Raw genomic sequence first — 17,961 nt, 5'->3', positions numbered from 1 at the left:
GCTTGCGTCACAGAACAGCTTGAAACCCCGCCCTATCCGGCGGGGTTTTCGCATTTGTGATCGCCGCAACTTGCTGAGCGTCACACCTTGGGATTACAGCGTTTCGCCTGAATGTCGGGCTGCGCTTCGTGAAAATCTGGGTTTCAGGTTTTTCGCGAAACGCTTTAGGTGCTCTCAAGAACAATCGGAGCGCAAGGTCATGGCCGAACATCAAACCGTAATCGTCATCGGGGCAGGTATCTGCGGACTCAGCGCGGCGATCTGGCTTCGCCGCGCCGGACATCATGTCACGCTTCTTGACAAGGATGGGCCGGGGGCCGGGGCCTCATTTGGAAATGCCGGGCTTCTGGCGCAATGGGCGATCGTTCCTGTCAACACCCCCGATATCCTTTCCACCGGCGCGAAATATGTTCTGAATCCGAACTCGCCGCTCTTTCTGCAATGGAGCTATCTGCCGCGTCTCATGCCGTGGCTTTTGAAGTTTCTGGCCAACGGGACCGAAGCGGGCACGCGCCGAATGATCGACGGCCTAATACCGCTCGTTGGAGATAGTGTTGAACAGCATCAGGCTATGGTGCGTGGCACAACCGCTGAACGCTGGGTCACGACAAGCGATTTCACCTACGCCTACAAGAGCCGCGCCGCCTTTGACGCCGACGCCTATGGCTGGGCAATGAAACGCACGGCCGGCTATGTGCCCGAGATCATCGAAGGTGCCGCCGTGCGCGAGGCCGAACCGATTCTTGGCCCTGATACGAGCTGTCTTGCCGTGCTGCGTGAACATGGCCACGTGCTCAACCCCGGTGCCTATATGCAGGCGCTTGCCCGGGTGTTCGAGCAAGAAGGCGGCACATTTCGCCGCGCCACGGTCGAGGACATCACGCTGAGCGACGGGCGCATTTCCGCAGTAGAAACCAACGAGGGATCATTCGCCTGCGATCAGGCGGTGCTGGCCGCCGGAATCTGGTCCAAGCCAATCCTTCGCAAGCTTGGGATCAAGGTGCCCCTCGAGGCCGAACGCGGCTATCACATCCACTTCAAAGAGCCCTCGATAATGCCGCGCACGCCGATGATGATGACGGCGGGAAAGTTCGCGGTAAACCCGATGGAGCACGGACTACGCTGTGCCGGCATGGTCGAACTGGGCGGGATCAAAAAGGGGCCCTCGCGCGGGCCCCTCGCCCTTATGCGGCGCAATATAACCGATGCTTTTCCCGATCTCACCTACGCCGTGGCCGAAGAATGGATGGGGTTCCGCCCCTCCACACCCGACAGCCTCCCCTTGGTTGGGGAGATACGTGACACCGGCGTGTATGCCGCGTTCGGGCACCAACATGTAGGATTGACCGGCGGGCCCAAGACAGGGCGGTGGGTGGCCGACCTCATTTCAGGACGCCACCCGAACACCGATCTCTCATCCTATGACGCGAACAGGTTCAGCTAAAGCGTTTCGCGAAAAACCTGGATCACAGATTTTCGCGAAACGCAGCGCGACATTCAGACGTTGCACGCGTTTCGCCTTTCGCTGATGTCTCAGGTTAAAGGCGAAACGCTTTAAGCATTCCGCGCAGCCGCTCCATCCGGTCGGTTACCTGCTTTTTCAGAAAGTCATTGGTCAGGCGGCCATTTTCGTCAAATTCGTTCTGCGCCTGCGCCACCAGAATGAGCGGGCCATGCACGACATTGACCTGAAGCTGAGTCAGGATCGACACGGTCATGAAATGCGCCGTCTCTCCGCCCGTGCGCCCACCCGCGGCCGATAGCACTACGGCTTTCTTGTCCTTGAGGATCGACGGGTTGGGACGGCTCAACCAATCAATCCCGTTCTTGAGCGGGCCGGAAATTCCCTTGTTGTATTCAGGTGCGCCGATAATAAGCGCATCCGCGCGCCTGACCTGATCATAGAGCGTTTCGACTTTGTCGGGGAAACCCGCGGCTTCGACATCTTCGTTGAACAGTGGCAGGTCCAGATCACCGTCGATAACCTCGGCGGGGCCGAAGGCGTTCACCGCTTCGCTGACAAGCTTGCGGTTATAGGACTCTTTGCGAAGCGAGCCACTGAGCATGAGAAGAACGGGTTTCGACATGAGGTCAGACCTTTCTGGAAATGTTGCTTGCGGGTTATGTGTAACAAACCCTGCCACACGACAAGGCCACGCCGCGCACAAGAGCTGTGCAACGACTGGCAGCAGTCAAACAAAAGACCCCGAAGCATCTGCATTCGGGGCCAAGTTGGCTCTGCTTATGAGCGGGGAGGAAGAGTTACCAGTCCGTCGGACCCTTGTCAGCGAACGCATGCACCAGAAAATCGATGAAAGCGCGCACCTTGGGTTGTGTAAAGCGACCGGGGGGATACACGGCATAGATGCCCTGCGTCTCCATGGGAAGATCGGGGATCACATCCTCAACCTGACCGCTGGCCATGGCATCAGCGTATAGGAAACTTGGCAGATAGGCGATGCCCAGACCGGAAATCGCGGCATTCAGAAGCGACTGACCGTCATTCACCGAAAGCCCGCCGGCGGTGCGCACCTGCCGCTTTTCGCCAGAGGGCGCGGTCAGCTTCCAGACGCTTCCGCCGGACTGGCTGGAGTAATGCAGAAGCTTGTGTTCGTTCAGGTCATCTATCTTCGAGGGCCGCCCATACTTTTGAAGATAGCCGGGGCTGGCGATCATACGCTTCGTCGTCTCGGTCAGCTTGCGCGCGCGCAGGGTGCTGTCTTCGAGTTCGCCAATGCGAATCGCCATGTCGAACCCTTCCGAGATCAACTCCACATAGCGGTTGTTGAGCACCATGTTCACGGTGATGTCGGGAAACTCTTCAAGGAAATTTCCAAGCACCGGGCTCAGATGATTGACCCCGAAATCAGTCGCCACCGAGATCCGAAGAAGGCCCGAAGGATCGGACTGCATCGAGGACACCAACGCATCCGCCTCACCTGCGTCGTTCAGAACGCGCAGGGCGCGGTCATAGTAGGCAAGGCCGATTTCCGTGGGGCTGACACGGCGCGTCGTCCGGTTAAGCAGTCGGGCCCCAAGGCGGGCCTCAAGCGACGACACGTGCTTCGACACTGCGGACTTGGAAATCCCCATCTTGCGGGCTGCATCCGTGAAGCCGCCCTGATCCACCACGGTGGCAAACGCTTCCATCTCGGTCAGGCGATCCATACTCGTTACCTCTGCATTTCTTGTCAGGGTCGGGTATCGCCGTGAATTCAGGCACAACTTGGGCATCGCGCAGACAATATCAGGGTTTTGTCACGGATCGTTCGTGACATGGAAACACGGAAACGCGTGTTTCCGCGTCACGTCACACGTCAGAAAAGGTCGCCCTGTTCGGGTGTGTCAGGCTTTGCGCGCGGCGCGGGCTTCGCCGGTTTGGTCGCGCCCTTCCCGACGCTGAGCTTGCCGTCGGCGAACTCGATCTCAAGCGTGGTTGCGGTTTGGGCCGCCGCCTTGCGTTTGACGATCTCACCATCTCCGCGCACGACCGCATATCCACGATTGAGCGTCGCCTTGTAACTTAGCGTTTCGCGCAGCCGGTCTAGCGCACCGATCTTGTCACGAAGATCCTGCAATTGTCGTATGCCAGCCTGAGACAGCCGATTGGACAGAGCGGTAAATTGTTCGCGCCTTTGCGCAACGTCCGCATCCGGGCGACACCGCCCAAGGCGCGCGGCCATCGCATCATAGCGTTCCCGGCCTCGCTCGGCGCGCTGATCCAGCGCAGGCAACAGACGCCCGGCCAGCTGATCCACTCGCTGCGCCTGATCGCGCAACTGTCCGCGCAAGGTGCCGGGGCGCAGCGCGCCGGAGATTTCGGACAGTTCTACGCGTCTTTTTTGTACCGATTGGGTCAGTGCCGCGGGCAGGCGTTCGCCCCAGAAATCAAGCCGCTGTCGCGGTGCATCCAAGAGCGTTTCGACCCGAGGCAAGGCACGGCTCAGATCACGCAGCCGCTGACCGCGACGCTCGACCCCTGCGCTCAGGGCATGGCTTAGTCGCGCGGCCTGCCCGTCGACCCAAGCCAGAAGATCAAGCCGTACGGGGACCGCGAGTTCTGCCGCCGCCGTCGGGGTCGGCGCGCGTTTGTCCGACGCGAAATCGATGAGCGTCGTATCCGTTTCATGCCCAACCGCCGAGATCAACGGAATGTCCGATGCAGCGGCGGCGCGGACAACGGCCTCTTCGTTGAACCCCCACAAATCTTCGATCGACCCGCCGCCCCGCGCCACGATAATAAGATCGGGGCGCGGTAACGCACCGCCCGGTGACAACGCATTGAACCCCGCGATGGCCCGGGCCACCTCGGGGGCACAATTGGCCCCCTGCACGGCGACCGGCCAGACAAGCACCTTGCGCGGGAAACGGTCGCGCAAGCGATGCAGAATATCGCGAATGACCGCGCCCGAAGGCGACGTGACCACGCCGATGACGTCGGGAAGATAGGGGAGGGGCGTCTTGCGCGCTTCGTCGAACAAACCCTCGGAGGCCAGTTGCTTGCGCCGCTTCTCAAGAAGCGCCATCAGCGCCCCTTGTCCTGCGACGGCCACCTCATCGACATTGAGATTATATTTGGATTGCGCCCCAAACGACGTGAGGCGCCCGGTCACGACAACCTCGAGCCCCTCTTCGGGTTCAACCGACAGGTTGCCGATCTGGCCTTTCCACGTCGTGCAGGCCAGCACATTCCGGTCGTCCTTGACGTCATAGTAAAGATGTCCGGACCGGGCGCGAAAGACGCGGCCAACTTCGCCACGAACCCGCACACGCCCGAACGTGCCTTCGAGCGTGCGCTTCACCTCTCCGGATATTTCCGAGACGGTGTATTCTGGTAAGTTTCGCCCCGGGAGCGGGTCATCGATAAGATCTGACATGCCTCATGAATGACCGATCCCGGCGCGGTTGAAAAGATCAGGCTGCGCGTGAGGTATGCCTACCTTCCGAGATTTCTTCGATCAACTTGTTGCAAAAGGCCGGAAGATCGTCCGGGTTGCGGCTTGTCACCAGACCCTTGTCCACGACGACCTCGCTATCTTTCCAGTTTGCGCCCGCGTTCTTCACATCGGTTGCAATGGATTTGTAGGACGTCATATCACGGCCTTCTGCAATTCCAGCCTCGACCAGAATTCACGGGGCGTGGCAAATCGCACCAATAGGCTTTTTCTCGGTCCAGAAGGCGCGGACAAAGTTCAGCGCGTCTTCGTTTACCCGCAAAATATCAGGGTTGATCTGACCGCCGGGCAGAACGAGCGCGTCGTAATCTTCCGACGTGACTTCACCCAACGCCTTGTCCACCTTGACCATGCGGCACCAATCAGGGCCTTCCCACCCCTTGATATCTTCGCCATCCGGCGAAATCACATGCACTTCGGCGCCCGCCTCGCGTAGCGCATCGCGCGGTTTTTCGAGCTCAGATTGCTCAAACCCGTTGGTTGCAAGGATGGCGACTTTGCGATCGCTGATATCGGTCATTGTCTTTCCTTTCTTCATGCGTGTCATTCCAAGCAGTAACGCCTCCAGAAAATGCATGTTCCGTCACGCTTGCCTATGCGCGGTGTGCAGCCTATGCAGGCGCCGACCTCAAGACGGAGCGACGCCATGAACATCCTGATCCTTGGCAGCGGCGGGCGTGAACACAGCCTGGCATGGGCCGTGAAGCAGAATCCCAAATGCGGGCGGCTTATCGTGGCGCCGGGAAATGCCGGAATCGCGTGGATCGCTGAGTGTGCAGATATCGACATCATGGATGGCGCCGCCGTGGTGAGTTTCGCCGAAGCGAACGCGATGGATTTCGTGATCGTCGGGCCCGAGGCGCCGCTTGCCGCGGGTGTGGCCGACCGTCTGCGCGAGGCAGGTATCCTGACTTTTGGCCCATCCGAAGCGGCCTCGCTTCTTGAGGCATCAAAAAGCTTTACCAAGGAAATATGCGATGCCGCGTCTGCGCCGACGGCGGGCTATGCGCATTTTACCGACGCCGACTCGGCCAAGGCCCATCTGCGCGAGGTCGGCACACCCATTGTCATCAAGGCCGACGGTCTTGCCGCTGGCAAAGGGGTGATAATCGCCGAGACCCAGGACGAAGCCCTGTCCGCCATCGACGACATGTTCGGAGGCGCCTTTGGTGGCGCGGGCGCAGAGGTGGTGATCGAGGAGTTCATGGAAGGCGAAGAAGCATCGCTGTTCGTCCTGTGCGACGGCGAGAATGTCCTCTCCATCGGTACGGCGCAGGATCACAAACGGGTAGGCGAGGGTGACACCGGTCCGAACACCGGCGGCATGGGGGCCTATTCCCCGGCTCCGGTCCTGTCGTCCAAGATCGAGACGCGCGCCATGGACGAGATTGTTCGTCCAACAATGGCCGAGATGGCGCGCCGGGGCACAGCTTTTCAGGGCGTGCTTTATGCCGGGCTGATGATCAAGGACGGCCAACCGAGGCTCGTGGAGTACAATGTCCGGTTTGGCGATCCTGAATGTCAGGTGCTGATGATGCGCCTTGGGGCACAGGCGCTGGACCTGATGCACGCCTGCGCCGAAGGGCGCCTTGGAGAGATGTCGGTCACTTGGGCCGAAGATCACGCGCTGACAGTGGTGATGGCCGCCAAGGGTTATCCCGGAGACTATGAAAAGGGCAGCGTCATCAACGGGATCGAGGACGCGCCCGAGGACAGCTTTCATCAGATATTTCACGCCGGCACCGCCCGGCGTGACGGCGCAATCATCGCGAACGGAGGGCGCGTTCTCAACGTCACCGCTCGCGGGGCCAGCTTGATCGAGGCAAGGGATCGCGCCTATGGCTTGGCAGACGCCATCGACTGGCCCGAAGGCTTCTTTCGGCGTGATATCGGCTGGCGCGCGCTCTCATGATTCTGCGTGACAAGCCGGGGACGCTGCAACTTCTCTTTGCGTTGCGTGGATCGGTCCTTCCGCAGATTCTGCCACGCATCGTCGGCGTCACGGTGATCGCCGCTCTCATGGTCGCGGTGGACCATCATGTCGTGACCCTGACCCACACCAGCACCGCGCCGTTTGCCGTGTTCGGGGTGGCGCTCTCGCTGTTCTTGGGGTTTCGCAACAATGCTGCCTATGACCGCTGGTGGGAGGCGCGCAAGCTGTGGGGGCAGCTGGTCGCGGACCTGCGCGCGCTGGCCCGCGAGACGGCGCTCTTCGTGGACGATCCTGCCCGCCGTGAAACCGTGCTGCGGCTCGCGCTGGCCTTCATCCATCTGCACCGCGCGCAACTGCGCAAGCTGGGTCCGTCAAAGGCGGCGCAGATGTGGTGCGATGACGATTTCTCGCAGACGGCGCATCCGCCCTGTGCCGCGCTTGACCGGATCACCGAGAACATCGCCGCCGGGCAAAAAGCGGGCCAGATAGACGGGTTTGGCCTCAAGGCGCTGAGCGAGCGGATGGGGGCGATCGCTCTGGCGCAGGCGGGATGTGAGCGGATCGCGGCCACGCCGCTACCTTATGTCTATTCGCTGCTCGTCTTTCGCACGACCTATCTCTATTGCCTGCTGGTGCCGCTCGCGCTTCTGGATGTGGCGGGGTGGATGACGCCTGCGTTCGTGGCGGTGATCGCCTACGTGTTCTTCGGCCTTGCCGAAGTGACCGAGGAACTAGCGCATCCCTTTGGTGAGACGGTGAACGGTCTACCGCTTGACGCGATGTGCCGGACCATCGAAATCAGCTTTGCGCCGCATCTTGGTCAAGACCCGTCAGCGCCATTGCAGCCAAAGAACTATTACCTGAGTTGAAAGGCGCGGTATCGGATCGTTGACGCGATCTGATCAAGGCAGAAGGCAGGACATCGCGCCATCAAAGCCGTCGGCACTGGCCTCAATCCCGAGGGGGCGCGCGGAGAGGGTGTCACCGGCAAAGGCAACCGCGACAAGGCCCTGAAATCCGGCATCGGCGAGCACGATTTCAGGGCCTTCACCGCAATCGCGCAGACCGCCCCAAATCACTTCGTCGCCAATTCGATGATTGGTCACGCCTTTAAGGTTGGCAATCTCGGTAAGGCCACCGTCAAACCAACTCCAGACCCGGAGGGTCTTGCCCAAATGCGGCGTCTCAACATAGGCGATATCGGTGATCCCGTCCCCGTTGAGATCGGCAATGGCGGCGGGCGCGAGCCAGCGAAAGCGCGATCCGATATGCGGCGTGGCGCCCACCTTGATCAATCTGCCCTGCTTAAGGCCGTAAACCGCGAGCGATGCCCCCTTCTGCGGGTCTGATTCAACGACTACGATATCGTTGAGACCATCACCGGTCACATCGGCAAGCCGCGGCGCAATATCCTCAAAAACGGTGCGCCGATTGCCCCTGAGATAAAGCCTGACGTTGTGAAACCGCCCTTCGTGATCGCGCGCCGAAAGTGCGAGCTTTTCGCGGATGTCCCCCAGAACACGATGAGGGTAAACATCGGCATCTTCGGCGAAATATGCTTCGACAATGCCCAAGCCGTCGGCGCGTGTAACCGGTTGCTTCGCCCCCGCCATCCCGGCGAGATGAACCGCGAGCGATGCGATGACCACAAACGCCCGCATCGGCTTAGATCTGCTTTTCGGGCATCTGCACAACAAGACCGTCAAGCGCGTCGGTCACTTTGACCTGACAGGTCAGGCGCGAGCGTTCCGGATCGGGTTCATAGGCGAAATCAAGCATGTCTTCTTCCATGTCGTCCCTCGCGGGGAGCTTTTCGACCCAATCGGGGTGAACATAGACATGGCAGGTGGAGCACGCGCAGGCGCCGCCGCAATCGGCCTCGATGCCGGGAATATTGTTGTCGCGCGCGCCTTCCATCACGGTCAGGCCATTGGCCACGTCAACCACGTGCTCGGTGCCATTATGCTCGATATAAGTGATTTTCGCCATGGATATGCGCCCCCTTTCAATCTCTCTCTGGTGTTCCTACCGATGGCAGGTAGGGCGCGCCAGACCAATTTTCGACCCAAACAGGAAAGAGTTGCGACAAAGCATATATGTTCGCGCTTTGTCCGATTCCACACGCTCTCTCGGAGGGATCATTCGTCACCTTTGATTCGTCGTTTTCATCCCCGTCAGAGCCGCCTTTCCCGCACAGGAGAAAACGGATAAGGTCCGCGAAAAGATTGCCCCTGAAGCACGAGCACATGATCCGATCATTTTCACTGTTCCTGATCGCCACAACCCTGATCGGCGCGTGCGATGCGACCTTGCCATCCGGTGAACCCGATCTGGTTCAGACTCTGGCCGAAGCGCCCCCCGGCGCGGAACCCGGCACATGCTGGGGTAAGGTCGTCACACCCGCAATCGTGGAAACCGTAACTGACCAGATCATTCTGCAACCCGCCGAAGTGCGGGCCGACGGCACCGTGGCGGAACCGGCAATCTATAAAACGGAAACGCGGCAAGCCATCATTCAAGAGCGCAAGGTCACATGGTTCGAAACACCCTGCGCTGCGGATATGACGCCTGACTTCGTCTCTTCGGTTCAACGCGCCCTCAAGGTAAGGGGAGTGTATAGGGGTGGCATTACCGGCCAGATGGATGCCCGTACCCGCGCAGCGGTGAGGAAATATCAGTCTGCCGAGGGCCTTGATAGCGGTATATTGTCTTTGGCGGCGGCTCGACAGCTCGGTCTTGTGGCTGTGGATTTGCCGCAAGAGGACTAGGGGCTCTAGCGTTCCAGCCTGAGACGCCAGACATTGACAGGATAAAAGACCGCAGCAACTGCCATCGCTGACAAGATAAGCGTCAGCGGTGAGAGTCCGGTCTCCGCCGTAAACAGGCTATATGACAGACCGATTGCCACAGGTATCGGCAAAAGAGCAATGGTGTAAAACACGTAGAACCGACCGGTGCGCACCGCGCCATACGCGCAAAGCCACACTGTCACCAAAAGCACGACGACACCGACCAGCAACATCGTTCAGGTCACCCATCGCGTCACACCCACGCCCACCGTGGCGGAAATACCGGTTAGCAAGGTGCCCCATGTCAGGTCAGTCGCCACCATCGTCCACGTCCAGCCCTTGAGCGTCGCAAGATTGGTGAACTCATAGGTTCCGTATGCCACAGCACCCAGAAGTGCTGCCGTGCAGAACACCCAGAGAAGTGATTTCTGTTGCGTCAAGGCAGGCCAGCTTACGAACCAGAGCACGGCAAAAATGAAAAAGCCGTAAAAGACGACCGCCGGACCAAACCGGGGACTGTCGAGCAACATCCCACCGATTTCTTTTTCGAACGTCGGCTTCACGATGTAGCTGAGGCCGAAAAAATCGAGCCCCAGAAACACCGCAAATGTCACCACGTAGAGTATCGCGACTGTCATCGTTTTCTCCCATTCCGGTCGGCCTAGCATCGCAGATAAGCTAGGCCGCAAACCTGATGGATCAAACAATGCCACCCTTTACAAGCCTGTCGGCCAAGGTGCCATAAGCCTCGGCGACGGGCCCTTCGCCTAGGGCCACGGGAGTTCCGCTGTCTCCGGCGACACGGGTTTCAAGATCGATGGGCAACGCCCCCAGAAACGGCAGGCCAAGCTTTTCGGACTCGGCGCGCACGCCGCCTTCGCCAAAGATATGCGCCTCATGACCGCAATTGGGACAGTGAAACGACGACATGTTTTCGATCATTCCCAGAATCGGGGTCTTGAGCGTGCGGAACATGTCCATGGCCTTGCGCGCATCAAGAAGCGCCACATCCTGAGGCGTGGAAACAACGATCGCGCCTGTCGGTTCGGCCTTCTGGCAGAGTGTAAGCTGCACATCACCTGTGCCCGGAGGCAGATCGACGATCAGGACATCAAGATCACCCCAGTTCACCTGTGATATCATCTGCTGCAACGCCCCCATCAGCATCGGGCCACGCCACACGACCGCCTTGTCGGGGTCAAGCATGAGACCGATGGACATCATGGTTACACCGTGGGCGTGAAGCGGCTCGATGATCTTGCCATCCGGGCTTGCCGGGCGTTTGCTCACGCCCATCATACGCGGCAAGCTGGGTCCGTAAATATCGGCATCGAGCAGGCCCACGCGCTTTCCTTTGCGCGCCAGAGCGACGGCAAGGTTAGACGCTACCGTGGACTTCCCCACGCCGCCCTTGCCTGATCCGACGGCGATGATCGATTTGACGCTAGCAGGCTTCAACGACCCCGAGGTCGGCTTGGGGTGACCTCCGACCTTGAGGCTTGGCGGCGGACCGGCCTCTGACTTGGCTGCCGGTCCATGCGCGGTCAGAGCCACCGAAACCGTCTCCACGCCCTCAAGTGCCCCGACCAGACGCTCGGCCGTTTCGCGCAGAGTTTCCATCTGTCGCGCCATTTCCGGGCTGGGCGCCTCGATCACGAAACGCACCTGTCCGCCATCGATCGTCATCGCGCGCACCATGTCGCGTGAGATGATATTGCCGCCGTCCGGCAACTCGAGCCGGGCCAGCTCGGCTTCGATGTTCTCTCGTGATGCAGCCATATGCGCCTCCTCTGTGTTGCTCCTACCTACTTGGCAGGTTTTGAGATGGACGCAAGGCGATCAAAGGACGCAACGTCAAGTAAATATGGCAATTATATGTCAGCCTTGCTTATGCATTTGCTGCATAGCGGCATTGAAAAGAGCGGGGATTGTGCGCGTGCAGCATTCAACTATCTAAGCTCCAGAACACGAACACAGCGCCCCGGCTTCTTTTGCCATCGGCGCATATGCACAAAGGACGGAAGAGATGGCTTTCGCATCTGACACACACACCGGACGCGCCGCGCGTTCAAACGCAAACGCAGGTTTCTTTGGCCAAACGGTCAACAGCATCCAGAAATGGCGCGAATTCAACAAGACCCGCAACGAGCTGAATTCGCTCAGCGATCGCGGTCTTGCCGATCTCGGCATCAGCCGTGGCGAAATCGACGCCATCGCGCGCCGGGCTGTTTACGGTCACCAGTTCTGATACTGGTTTCAGCCCCCCAAAACCGGGGGTTGTTCAGGAAATGTCGGGATCCCTCCTCCCTTTAGTCCCGGCATTTTCCTCATAACGACGGGTTCACTCCTCCCTGTCGGGCACATTTGCCTGCGAACCCGACGTCAAAGAACGGTGGCGCCCTCCTCCCTTGGCGTCACCGTTTTTTATTGGGACGGGCCAACACTTCCCCACTGCAACGAGCGACTACGTGGCGCAACTCAGGTCATCCGGGACCAAGGCCGGATGGATAGACTCGTTAGCAAATCATATGCTACGTTTTTCGCATGCTCGTCTTGCAAACTCATAGATTTGGCAACCTTGTTTTCTCTGGGATCAGCGGCTGTACTGGCGCCGAGGATTCGGCCATTTTTCATGAGGCCCAAGGACGAGGGAGAGGACCTCATAGTAAGCGTTTCCCTCATGTTTCAGGAGAATGAGCGCGATGAAGTGGATTTTCGGAATTATCACCGCCCTGCTCGCAACAGCCGCCACGGCTCAGACCAGTGAGGAGTGCTATCCCGGATTGGGTGAATGCGGTGAAACCAGCCAGATGCCAGACATGAAAATCGACATCGGCACACCGGACGATCCTGTCGCCCCCGAGCCAGACATTTCAGCAGATAGCGGCACTTCACAAGATCAACTGGTTAACAACACAGGTGTCTCATCCAACGGGGACTGGTTTGTGATCGCAGGTTCATTCCCTCTCGACTCTACTGATCAGGCAATGGAACGATTGCAATACCTTAGAGATCAAGGGCTCGCGGCGGAGCTTATCGAAACAAATAGATATCCAAAGCTGACGAATGGGTTGTTCGCCGTCGTCGTCGCCTCTTACTCCAGAAGCGAGGCATTCCGCGCGTTGGAAGGTGTGAAAGGTTATGTTCCCGATGCATACGTTAAAAAAGGCGACTAGTTCGTTTCTCATCGCCGCGCTTTACCTCATTCCGTTTTCTGCCGATCACGCGACCGCATTCGAGATAATTTCTAGAAGTGAATGGGGGGCAAAAGCACCCGTTCTCGAAATGGTGCCACACGATCCGGAACGCATAACGATTCATCACTCGGCAGTCAGGCAAAAACCAAAGAGGACAATCGCGACCAAGCTACGCTCACTTCAAAATTTTTCTCAAAGCGAAGGCAAGCTGGCCGACGGGCGCACCAAAAAGGCGTGGGCCGACATTCCGTATCACTATTTCATTGATGCCTCGGGTCAGGTCGCCGAAGGCCGGAAGGTTGGATTCGTCGGAGATACGAACACCAAATATGATCCGAAGGGTCATATCGGGATCGTTCTGGAAGGCAACTTTGAGGTTGAACACCCTGACCACGATCAGAAAGCCGCGTTATTTCAGCTTTTGCTGAGATTGTCTGAGGAGCATGGAATTCCAGCCAGTGCGATTGGCGCTCACAATCACTATGCGAGCACGGCTTGCCCAGGAAAACACATGACCTCTGAACTGGCGTCGATCATTCAGCAGGTTCGCCAGAACTAAGGCGTTGTGCCCGTCGCTGATGTCTCAAGGACAAAAGAGAATGCTTTGAGTTGCAATGCTGGCGCAGAAGGTGTCACGCGACTCCGGCGCGCAACGCATCGTGGATATGCACGAGGCCCTGAAGCTGCCCTTCATCGTTCACGACGAAAAGCGCGCTGATCTTGTTGGCGTTCATCACGCCCAGCGCCTCGAACATCAGGGCATCAGGCCCGATTGTGCGCGGGTCACGCGTGGCGACTTCGCCAGCGGACCTGTTCATCAACCCCTCAAGATTGCGCCGCAGATCGCCATCGGTGATCACGCCGGTCAGAGTGCCACGCTCAACAACCGCGGCGACGCCAAATCCCTTGGCCGTCATCTCCAGAAGCGTCTCACCCATGTCGGTATGCTCATGCACGACTGGCAACATATCACCGGTATGCATGACCGAGCCCACCTTGAGCAATTTGGCACCCAGCGTGCCACCGGGGTGAAAATCAAGAAAATTCTCGCGGGCGAATCCACGTATTTTCATCAAAGCCACAGCAAGCGCATCGCCCAGAGCAAGAGTGCAGGTCGTCGACGTGGTGGGCGCCATGCCAATTCCGCAAGCCTCAGGGGCGTCAGGCAATTCAAGCACATGATCAGCTTGCTGACCCAAGGTGCTCTCGGCCTTCTTGGTGATGGCGATCAACGGAATCGCAAAGCGCCGAGTATGCGCGATAATGTCTGCGAGTTCGCGTGTCTCTCCGGAATTGGAAATCAGAATGACCGCATCATCGGATGTGACCATGCCAAGATCACCATGGCTTGCCTCACCGGGATGGACGGATTGCGCGGGGGTGCCCGTGCTGGCCATCGTGGCGGCGATCTTGTGGGCGATGTGCCCTGACTTTCCCATGCCCGAAACGATCACGCGCCCCTTCACGCCAAGAAGAAGCTGCACCGCGGCATCAAACGCCCCGGGCAGGTTTTCTCGCATCGCCAACAAGGCGTTGGCTTCGATTTCAAGAACATCGCGGGCGATATCGACAGGGCTCGGGGGGGTAGTCATGGCAGGTGCTCCGCGCTTGGCTTGCCGCCGGTTGATATAGCGCCCACAGCCCAAGGGAAAGGCCTATGCCCCTGCGCGAGAGATGCAACGAAGACTCGCCAAAGGAAAAACTGAACGGTGTTTGTGCTCATATAACGCGTCTCTCATTGACTTGGAGACGGACGATGAACACAAGATTTCTCAAAAACAAGAGCAGTCAAAGGGACATCGCATGAAAATCGCTATGATCGGCACCGGCTATGTCGGGCTAGTTTCGGGAGTATGCTTTTCCGATTTCGGTCACGATGTCGTCTGCGTGGACAAAGATCCCGCCAAGATCGAGATGCTCGAGCGTGGGGAGGTGCCGATCTTTGAGCCGGGCCTCGAGACCCTGATGGCCAAGAACGTTGAGGCGGGCCGGCTTTCTTTCACCGGCGACATGACAGCCGCGATCGAGGGCGCCGAGGCGATTTTCATTGCCGTGGGCACGCCAACGCGCCGGGGAGATGGGCATGCCGACCTGAGCTATGTCATGGCCGCCGCCGAGGAGATCGCGGTGACGGCCAAGGACTATGTCGTGATCGTCACCAAATCGACGGTGCCGGTGGGCACCAACCGCAAGATCAAGCAAGCCGTCAAAAAGGCCAATCCGAACCTCGATTTCGATGTGTCCTCAAACCCTGAGTTCCTGCGCGAAGGGGCCGCGATCGACGATTTCATGAAACCCGATCGCGTCGTCGTCGGGGTTCAGACCGAGCGCGCGGCACAGGTTATGGAAGATATTTACCGTCCGCTTTACCTGCGCGATTTTCCGATCCTGACAACAGATCTGGAAAGCGCCGAAATGATCAAATACGCGGCCAACGCATTTCTTGCGACCAAGATCACGTTCATAAACGAGATTGCCGCGCTCTGTGAGCGCACAGGCGCGGATGTGAAACAGGTCAGCCACGGCATCGGCCTCGACGGGCGCATCGGCAACAAGTTCCTCCATGCCGGACCCGGATATGGCGGCAGCTGTTTCCCGAAAGACACCCGCGCTTTGGCGCGGATCGGGCAAGAGCACGGCCTGCCGATGCAAATCACCGAAAAGGTGATAACCGTCAACGAAGAGATGAAGCGGCGCATGATCGACAAGCTTCTTGATCTATGTGACGGCTCCTTCAACGGTAAAACCGTCGCGGTGCTGGGTGTCACGTTCAAGCCCAACACGGACGATATGCGTGACGCCCCATCCCTGACCATCGTGCCCGCGATGGTTGGCGCCGGAGCGAAGGTGCGCGTCTGTGATCCGCAGGGCAAACACGAAGGCGAGGCGCTTCTGCCCGGCGTGAACTGGGTCGAAGACCCTTACAAGGCGGTGCAAAATGCAGACCTGATCGTGATTCTGACCGAATGGAACGAGTTTCGTGCGCTTGACCTCAAACGCCTCGCGAGACGAATGGAAACGCCCCGCATGGCCGACCTGCGCAACATCTATTCCCCCAAGGATGTGCGTCGCGCCGGGTTCGAAGCATATGATTCCGTCGGGCGGATCGGGTATATGCCCAATTTGGACTGACCCACGAGCAGGCCATCAGTCGAGAAAGCGCATATGCTTTTCACCACGAGCTTCGGAGAGCGCGATCTGTTTCTGACGTTCGCGAAAGCGATCTTTGTCCGCGTCCGACGTTTCACCGATGCAATGCCGACACGATACGCCATGCTCGTAATCGTCGCGCTGCATATCCTCGGGAAGGATCGGTCGGCGGCAGGCAAAGCACAACTCATGTGGCCCTTCGCGAAGCCCATGCCCCACCGACACCCGCCCGTCGAACACGAAACAATCGCCGTGCCAGGTGCTTTGATCCTCGGGAACCTCTTCTAGATATTTCAGGATTCCACCTTTGAGATGGTAGACACCCTCCACCCCTTGCTCCAGCAGGTAATTTGTTGATTTCTCGCAACGAATGCCGCCCGTGCAGAACATCGCGATCCGCTTGTTGTGGAATCTGTGGCTATTCTTTTCCCACCACGTTGGAAAATCACGGAAACTTTCTGTTTCAGGGTCGACAGCGCCCTCGAACGTGCCAATGGCGATCTCATAGCCGTTGCGTGTATCGATCAAGGCCACGTCCGGGTTCTGGATCAAAGCGTTCCAATCTGCCGGCTCGACATAATGCCCCACCTTGGCGCGTGGATCGACATCAGGCTGACCCATGGTCACGATCTCTTTTTTCACCCGCACCTTAAGCCGCCGGAAAGGCTGCTCTTCGGCAAAGCTTTCCTTGTGCTCGAGCGTGGCGCAACCGGGTAGAGACCGCAGATGCGCAAGCACCTTGTCAATTCCCGCACGCGGTCCCGCGATGGTGCCGTTCACCCCCTCTGCGGCCAATAGAATGGTGCCGCTGATACCCTGCTTTTCGCAAAGCCCAAGGAGCGGCCCGCGCAGCGTTGCGGGATCGTCGAAGCGGGTAAAATGATAGAGCGCGGCAACGGTGAACATGCGCAGGCATCTAGGCAATTCCACCGCTTCAGGCAAGGTGCATTGACGCATCCCGCGCTGCTCACTACCCATTGAAGCAGGTCACCCGGAGGTTCTTAATGCATTCCGATACGCACGCACTGATCGTGATCGACGTTCAGAATGATTTCTGTCCCGGAGGCGCGCTTGCCGTACCGGAAGGGGATGTCATCATTCCCGGCATCAACACACTGATGACCGAGTTTCAGGCCGTCATCCTCACTCAGGACTGGCACCCGCCCGCGCACAGTTCCTTTGCATCCGAGCATGAAGGGACCAAACCACTGGAGATGATTGAAATGCCCTATGGCCTTCAGGTCCTCTGGCCCGATCATTGCGTGCAGGGAAGCAAGGGCGCGGAATTTCATCCCGATCTGAACACCGATCGGGCCGACATGATTATTCGCAAAGGCTTTGACCCGGCGATCGACAGCTATTCCGCGTTTTTCGAGAATGACAAGAAAACTCCGACCGGTTTGCATGGATATCTTCAGACGCGGGGTATTTCCCAATTGACGATGGTGGGCCTTGCGACGGATTTCTGTGTCAATTTCTCGGCAACCGACGCGGCGCGGCTTGGCTATGAGGTGCGTGTCGATATGGCGCTCTGTCGTGCGATCGACTTTGACGGATCGCTTAAGGTTGCGATGAACGGGATGGCTGAACTGGGCGTTACGCTAAACTGACCTTGCCGCGCCATACCGCCCAGCCGATCCCCAGGAAAATTCCCACAGCAGCACCGGCGCCATCGGCCACAAGATCACCCATCTCGGCCATCCGTCCTGTCAGAGGTTGAACAATTTCGATGAGTGCGCCATACGTGACTGCCCCGAGCCAGATCGCAAGCCACCGCTGCGGCGCAACACAGGCAAGCGGCAGCACAAGCACGAAAAACGCCAACGCATGACCCAATTTGTCACTCCCCGCCACGGGCGTGGCCGGGCCAAAGGGGACAAGCGCAAGAACGGTGATAAGCACGACAATCAGTGCTGTGACCAAGTAGGCGGTCATTA

Annotated in this window: 20 protein-coding genes and 1 pseudogene; 9 read left to right on the top strand and 12 right to left on the bottom strand. The window is 58.7% G+C overall.

Features of this window, described 5'->3' with window-relative positions; all coding sequences use genetic code 11:
- The first annotated feature begins 199 nt into the window (after positions 1-199).
- Positions 200-1,444, top strand: a complete 1,245-nt coding sequence (locus V8359_RS08215; RefSeq protein ID WP_336428280.1) for an NAD(P)/FAD-dependent oxidoreductase — start codon at positions 200-202, stop codon at positions 1,442-1,444.
- A 94-nt stretch (positions 1,445-1,538) separates the two neighbouring features.
- On the opposite strand, the gene V8359_RS08210 is transcribed toward V8359_RS08215, so the two are convergent.
- From V8359_RS08210 to V8359_RS08195, 4 genes and pseudogenes are all read right to left on the bottom strand, one after another.
- Positions 1,539-2,087, bottom strand: a complete 549-nt coding sequence (locus V8359_RS08210) for an NADPH-dependent FMN reductase (protein WP_336428279.1) — start codon at positions 2,085-2,087, stop codon at positions 1,539-1,541.
- A 175-nt stretch (positions 2,088-2,262) separates the two neighbouring features.
- A complete protein-coding gene (locus tag V8359_RS08205) occupies positions 2,263-3,168 on the bottom strand; it encodes a LysR family transcriptional regulator (protein WP_336428278.1) in 906 nt (301 codons plus the stop codon).
- Positions 3,169-3,317: 149 nt separating this feature from the next.
- Complete coding sequence (gene xseA / locus V8359_RS08200; RefSeq protein WP_336428277.1) at positions 3,318-4,877, bottom strand: exodeoxyribonuclease VII large subunit; 1,560 nt, start codon at positions 4,875-4,877, stop codon at positions 3,318-3,320.
- Between the two features lie 37 nt (positions 4,878-4,914).
- Positions 4,915-5,475 (bottom strand): annotated as a pseudogene (locus V8359_RS08195) (type 1 glutamine amidotransferase domain-containing protein).
- 126 nt (positions 5,476-5,601) lie between these two features.
- Here V8359_RS08195 and purD point away from each other — a divergent pair.
- Together purD and V8359_RS08185 are read left to right on the top strand one after the other, a co-directional pair.
- The gene (purD, locus tag V8359_RS08190) at positions 5,602-6,867 is read left to right on the top strand and encodes a phosphoribosylamine--glycine ligase (RefSeq protein ID WP_336428276.1); all 1,266 of its coding nucleotides are present in this window, start codon (positions 5,602-5,604) and stop codon (positions 6,865-6,867) included.
- Positions 6,864-7,757: a bestrophin family protein gene (locus V8359_RS08185; RefSeq protein ID WP_336428275.1), complete on the top strand. Its 894-nt coding sequence runs from the start codon at positions 6,864-6,866 to the stop codon at positions 7,755-7,757. The genes purD and V8359_RS08185 overlap by 4 nt, the downstream gene beginning before the upstream one ends.
- A gap of 33 nt (positions 7,758-7,790) precedes the next feature.
- On the opposite strand, the gene V8359_RS08180 is transcribed toward V8359_RS08185, so the two are convergent.
- Positions 7,791-8,549, bottom strand: a complete 759-nt coding sequence (locus V8359_RS08180; protein WP_336428274.1) for an FG-GAP repeat domain-containing protein — start codon at positions 8,547-8,549, stop codon at positions 7,791-7,793.
- A 4-nt stretch (positions 8,550-8,553) separates the two neighbouring features.
- Positions 8,554-8,877, bottom strand: coding sequence for a 2Fe-2S iron-sulfur cluster-binding protein (locus V8359_RS08175; RefSeq protein WP_336428273.1), 324 nt, complete (start codon positions 8,875-8,877; stop codon positions 8,554-8,556).
- Positions 8,878-9,134: 257 nt separating this feature from the next.
- On the opposite strand from V8359_RS08175, the gene V8359_RS08170 reads away from it, so the two are divergent.
- A complete protein-coding gene (locus V8359_RS08170) occupies positions 9,135-9,656 on the top strand; it encodes a peptidoglycan-binding domain-containing protein (protein WP_336428272.1) in 522 nt (173 codons plus the stop codon).
- 5 nt (positions 9,657-9,661) lie between these two features.
- On the opposite strand, the gene V8359_RS08165 is transcribed toward V8359_RS08170, so the two are convergent.
- The 3 genes from V8359_RS08165 to V8359_RS08155 form a co-directional block, all read right to left on the bottom strand.
- Positions 9,662-9,910: a hypothetical protein gene (locus tag V8359_RS08165; RefSeq protein ID WP_336428271.1), complete on the bottom strand. Its 249-nt coding sequence runs from the start codon at positions 9,908-9,910 to the stop codon at positions 9,662-9,664.
- A 3-nt stretch (positions 9,911-9,913) separates the two neighbouring features.
- Complete coding sequence (locus tag V8359_RS08160; protein WP_336428270.1) at positions 9,914-10,315, bottom strand: DUF2177 family protein; 402 nt, start codon at positions 10,313-10,315, stop codon at positions 9,914-9,916.
- Between the two features lie 61 nt (positions 10,316-10,376).
- The gene (locus V8359_RS08155; RefSeq protein ID WP_336428269.1) at positions 10,377-11,456 is read right to left on the bottom strand and encodes an Mrp/NBP35 family ATP-binding protein; all 1,080 of its coding nucleotides are present in this window, start codon (positions 11,454-11,456) and stop codon (positions 10,377-10,379) included.
- 247 nt (positions 11,457-11,703) lie between these two features.
- On the opposite strand from V8359_RS08155, the gene V8359_RS08150 reads away from it, so the two are divergent.
- From V8359_RS08150 to V8359_RS08140, 3 genes are all read left to right on the top strand, one after another.
- Complete coding sequence (locus tag V8359_RS08150) at positions 11,704-11,925, top strand: DUF1127 domain-containing protein (RefSeq protein WP_336428268.1); 222 nt, start codon at positions 11,704-11,706, stop codon at positions 11,923-11,925.
- A 445-nt stretch (positions 11,926-12,370) separates the two neighbouring features.
- Complete coding sequence (locus V8359_RS08145; RefSeq protein ID WP_336428267.1) at positions 12,371-12,853, top strand: hypothetical protein; 483 nt, start codon at positions 12,371-12,373, stop codon at positions 12,851-12,853.
- Entirely contained in the window at positions 12,819-13,433 is a 615-nt protein-coding gene (locus tag V8359_RS08140; protein ID WP_336428266.1) for a peptidoglycan recognition protein family protein, read from the top strand. Before V8359_RS08145 ends, V8359_RS08140 begins: the two co-directional genes overlap by 35 nt.
- A 73-nt stretch (positions 13,434-13,506) precedes the next feature.
- Here the strand turns inward: V8359_RS08140 and V8359_RS08135 are convergent, their stop codons facing one another.
- Positions 13,507-14,466, bottom strand: coding sequence for a KpsF/GutQ family sugar-phosphate isomerase (locus V8359_RS08135; RefSeq protein WP_336428265.1), 960 nt, complete (start codon positions 14,464-14,466; stop codon positions 13,507-13,509).
- A 211-nt stretch (positions 14,467-14,677) separates the two neighbouring features.
- Here V8359_RS08135 and V8359_RS08130 point away from each other — a divergent pair, with 211 nt between their 5' ends.
- Positions 14,678-16,006, top strand: coding sequence for a UDP-glucose dehydrogenase family protein (locus tag V8359_RS08130; RefSeq protein WP_336428264.1), 1,329 nt, complete (start codon positions 14,678-14,680; stop codon positions 16,004-16,006).
- 15 nt (positions 16,007-16,021) lie between these two features.
- On the opposite strand, the gene trhO is transcribed toward V8359_RS08130, so the two are convergent.
- Positions 16,022-16,930: an oxygen-dependent tRNA uridine(34) hydroxylase TrhO gene (gene trhO, locus V8359_RS08125; RefSeq protein ID WP_336428263.1), complete on the bottom strand. Its 909-nt coding sequence runs from the start codon at positions 16,928-16,930 to the stop codon at positions 16,022-16,024.
- Between the two features lie 98 nt (positions 16,931-17,028).
- Between trhO and pncA the strand changes: the two genes are divergently transcribed.
- Positions 17,029-17,634 (top strand): bifunctional nicotinamidase/pyrazinamidase, encoded by a 606-nt coding sequence (gene pncA, locus V8359_RS08120; RefSeq protein WP_336428262.1) that lies wholly within the window; start codon positions 17,029-17,031, stop codon positions 17,632-17,634.
- Here the strand turns inward: pncA and V8359_RS08115 are convergent.
- Complete coding sequence (locus V8359_RS08115) at positions 17,621-17,959, bottom strand: VanZ family protein (protein ID WP_336428261.1); 339 nt, start codon at positions 17,957-17,959, stop codon at positions 17,621-17,623. The genes pncA and V8359_RS08115 overlap by 14 nt on opposite strands.
- Positions 17,960-17,961 lie beyond the last annotated feature (2 nt).

The sequence above is a fragment of the Roseovarius sp. E0-M6 genome (assembly GCF_037083845.1).
Lineage (GTDB): Bacteria > Pseudomonadota > Alphaproteobacteria > Rhodobacterales > Rhodobacteraceae > Roseovarius.
This window is presented reverse-complemented; position numbering and strand designations above follow the sequence as displayed.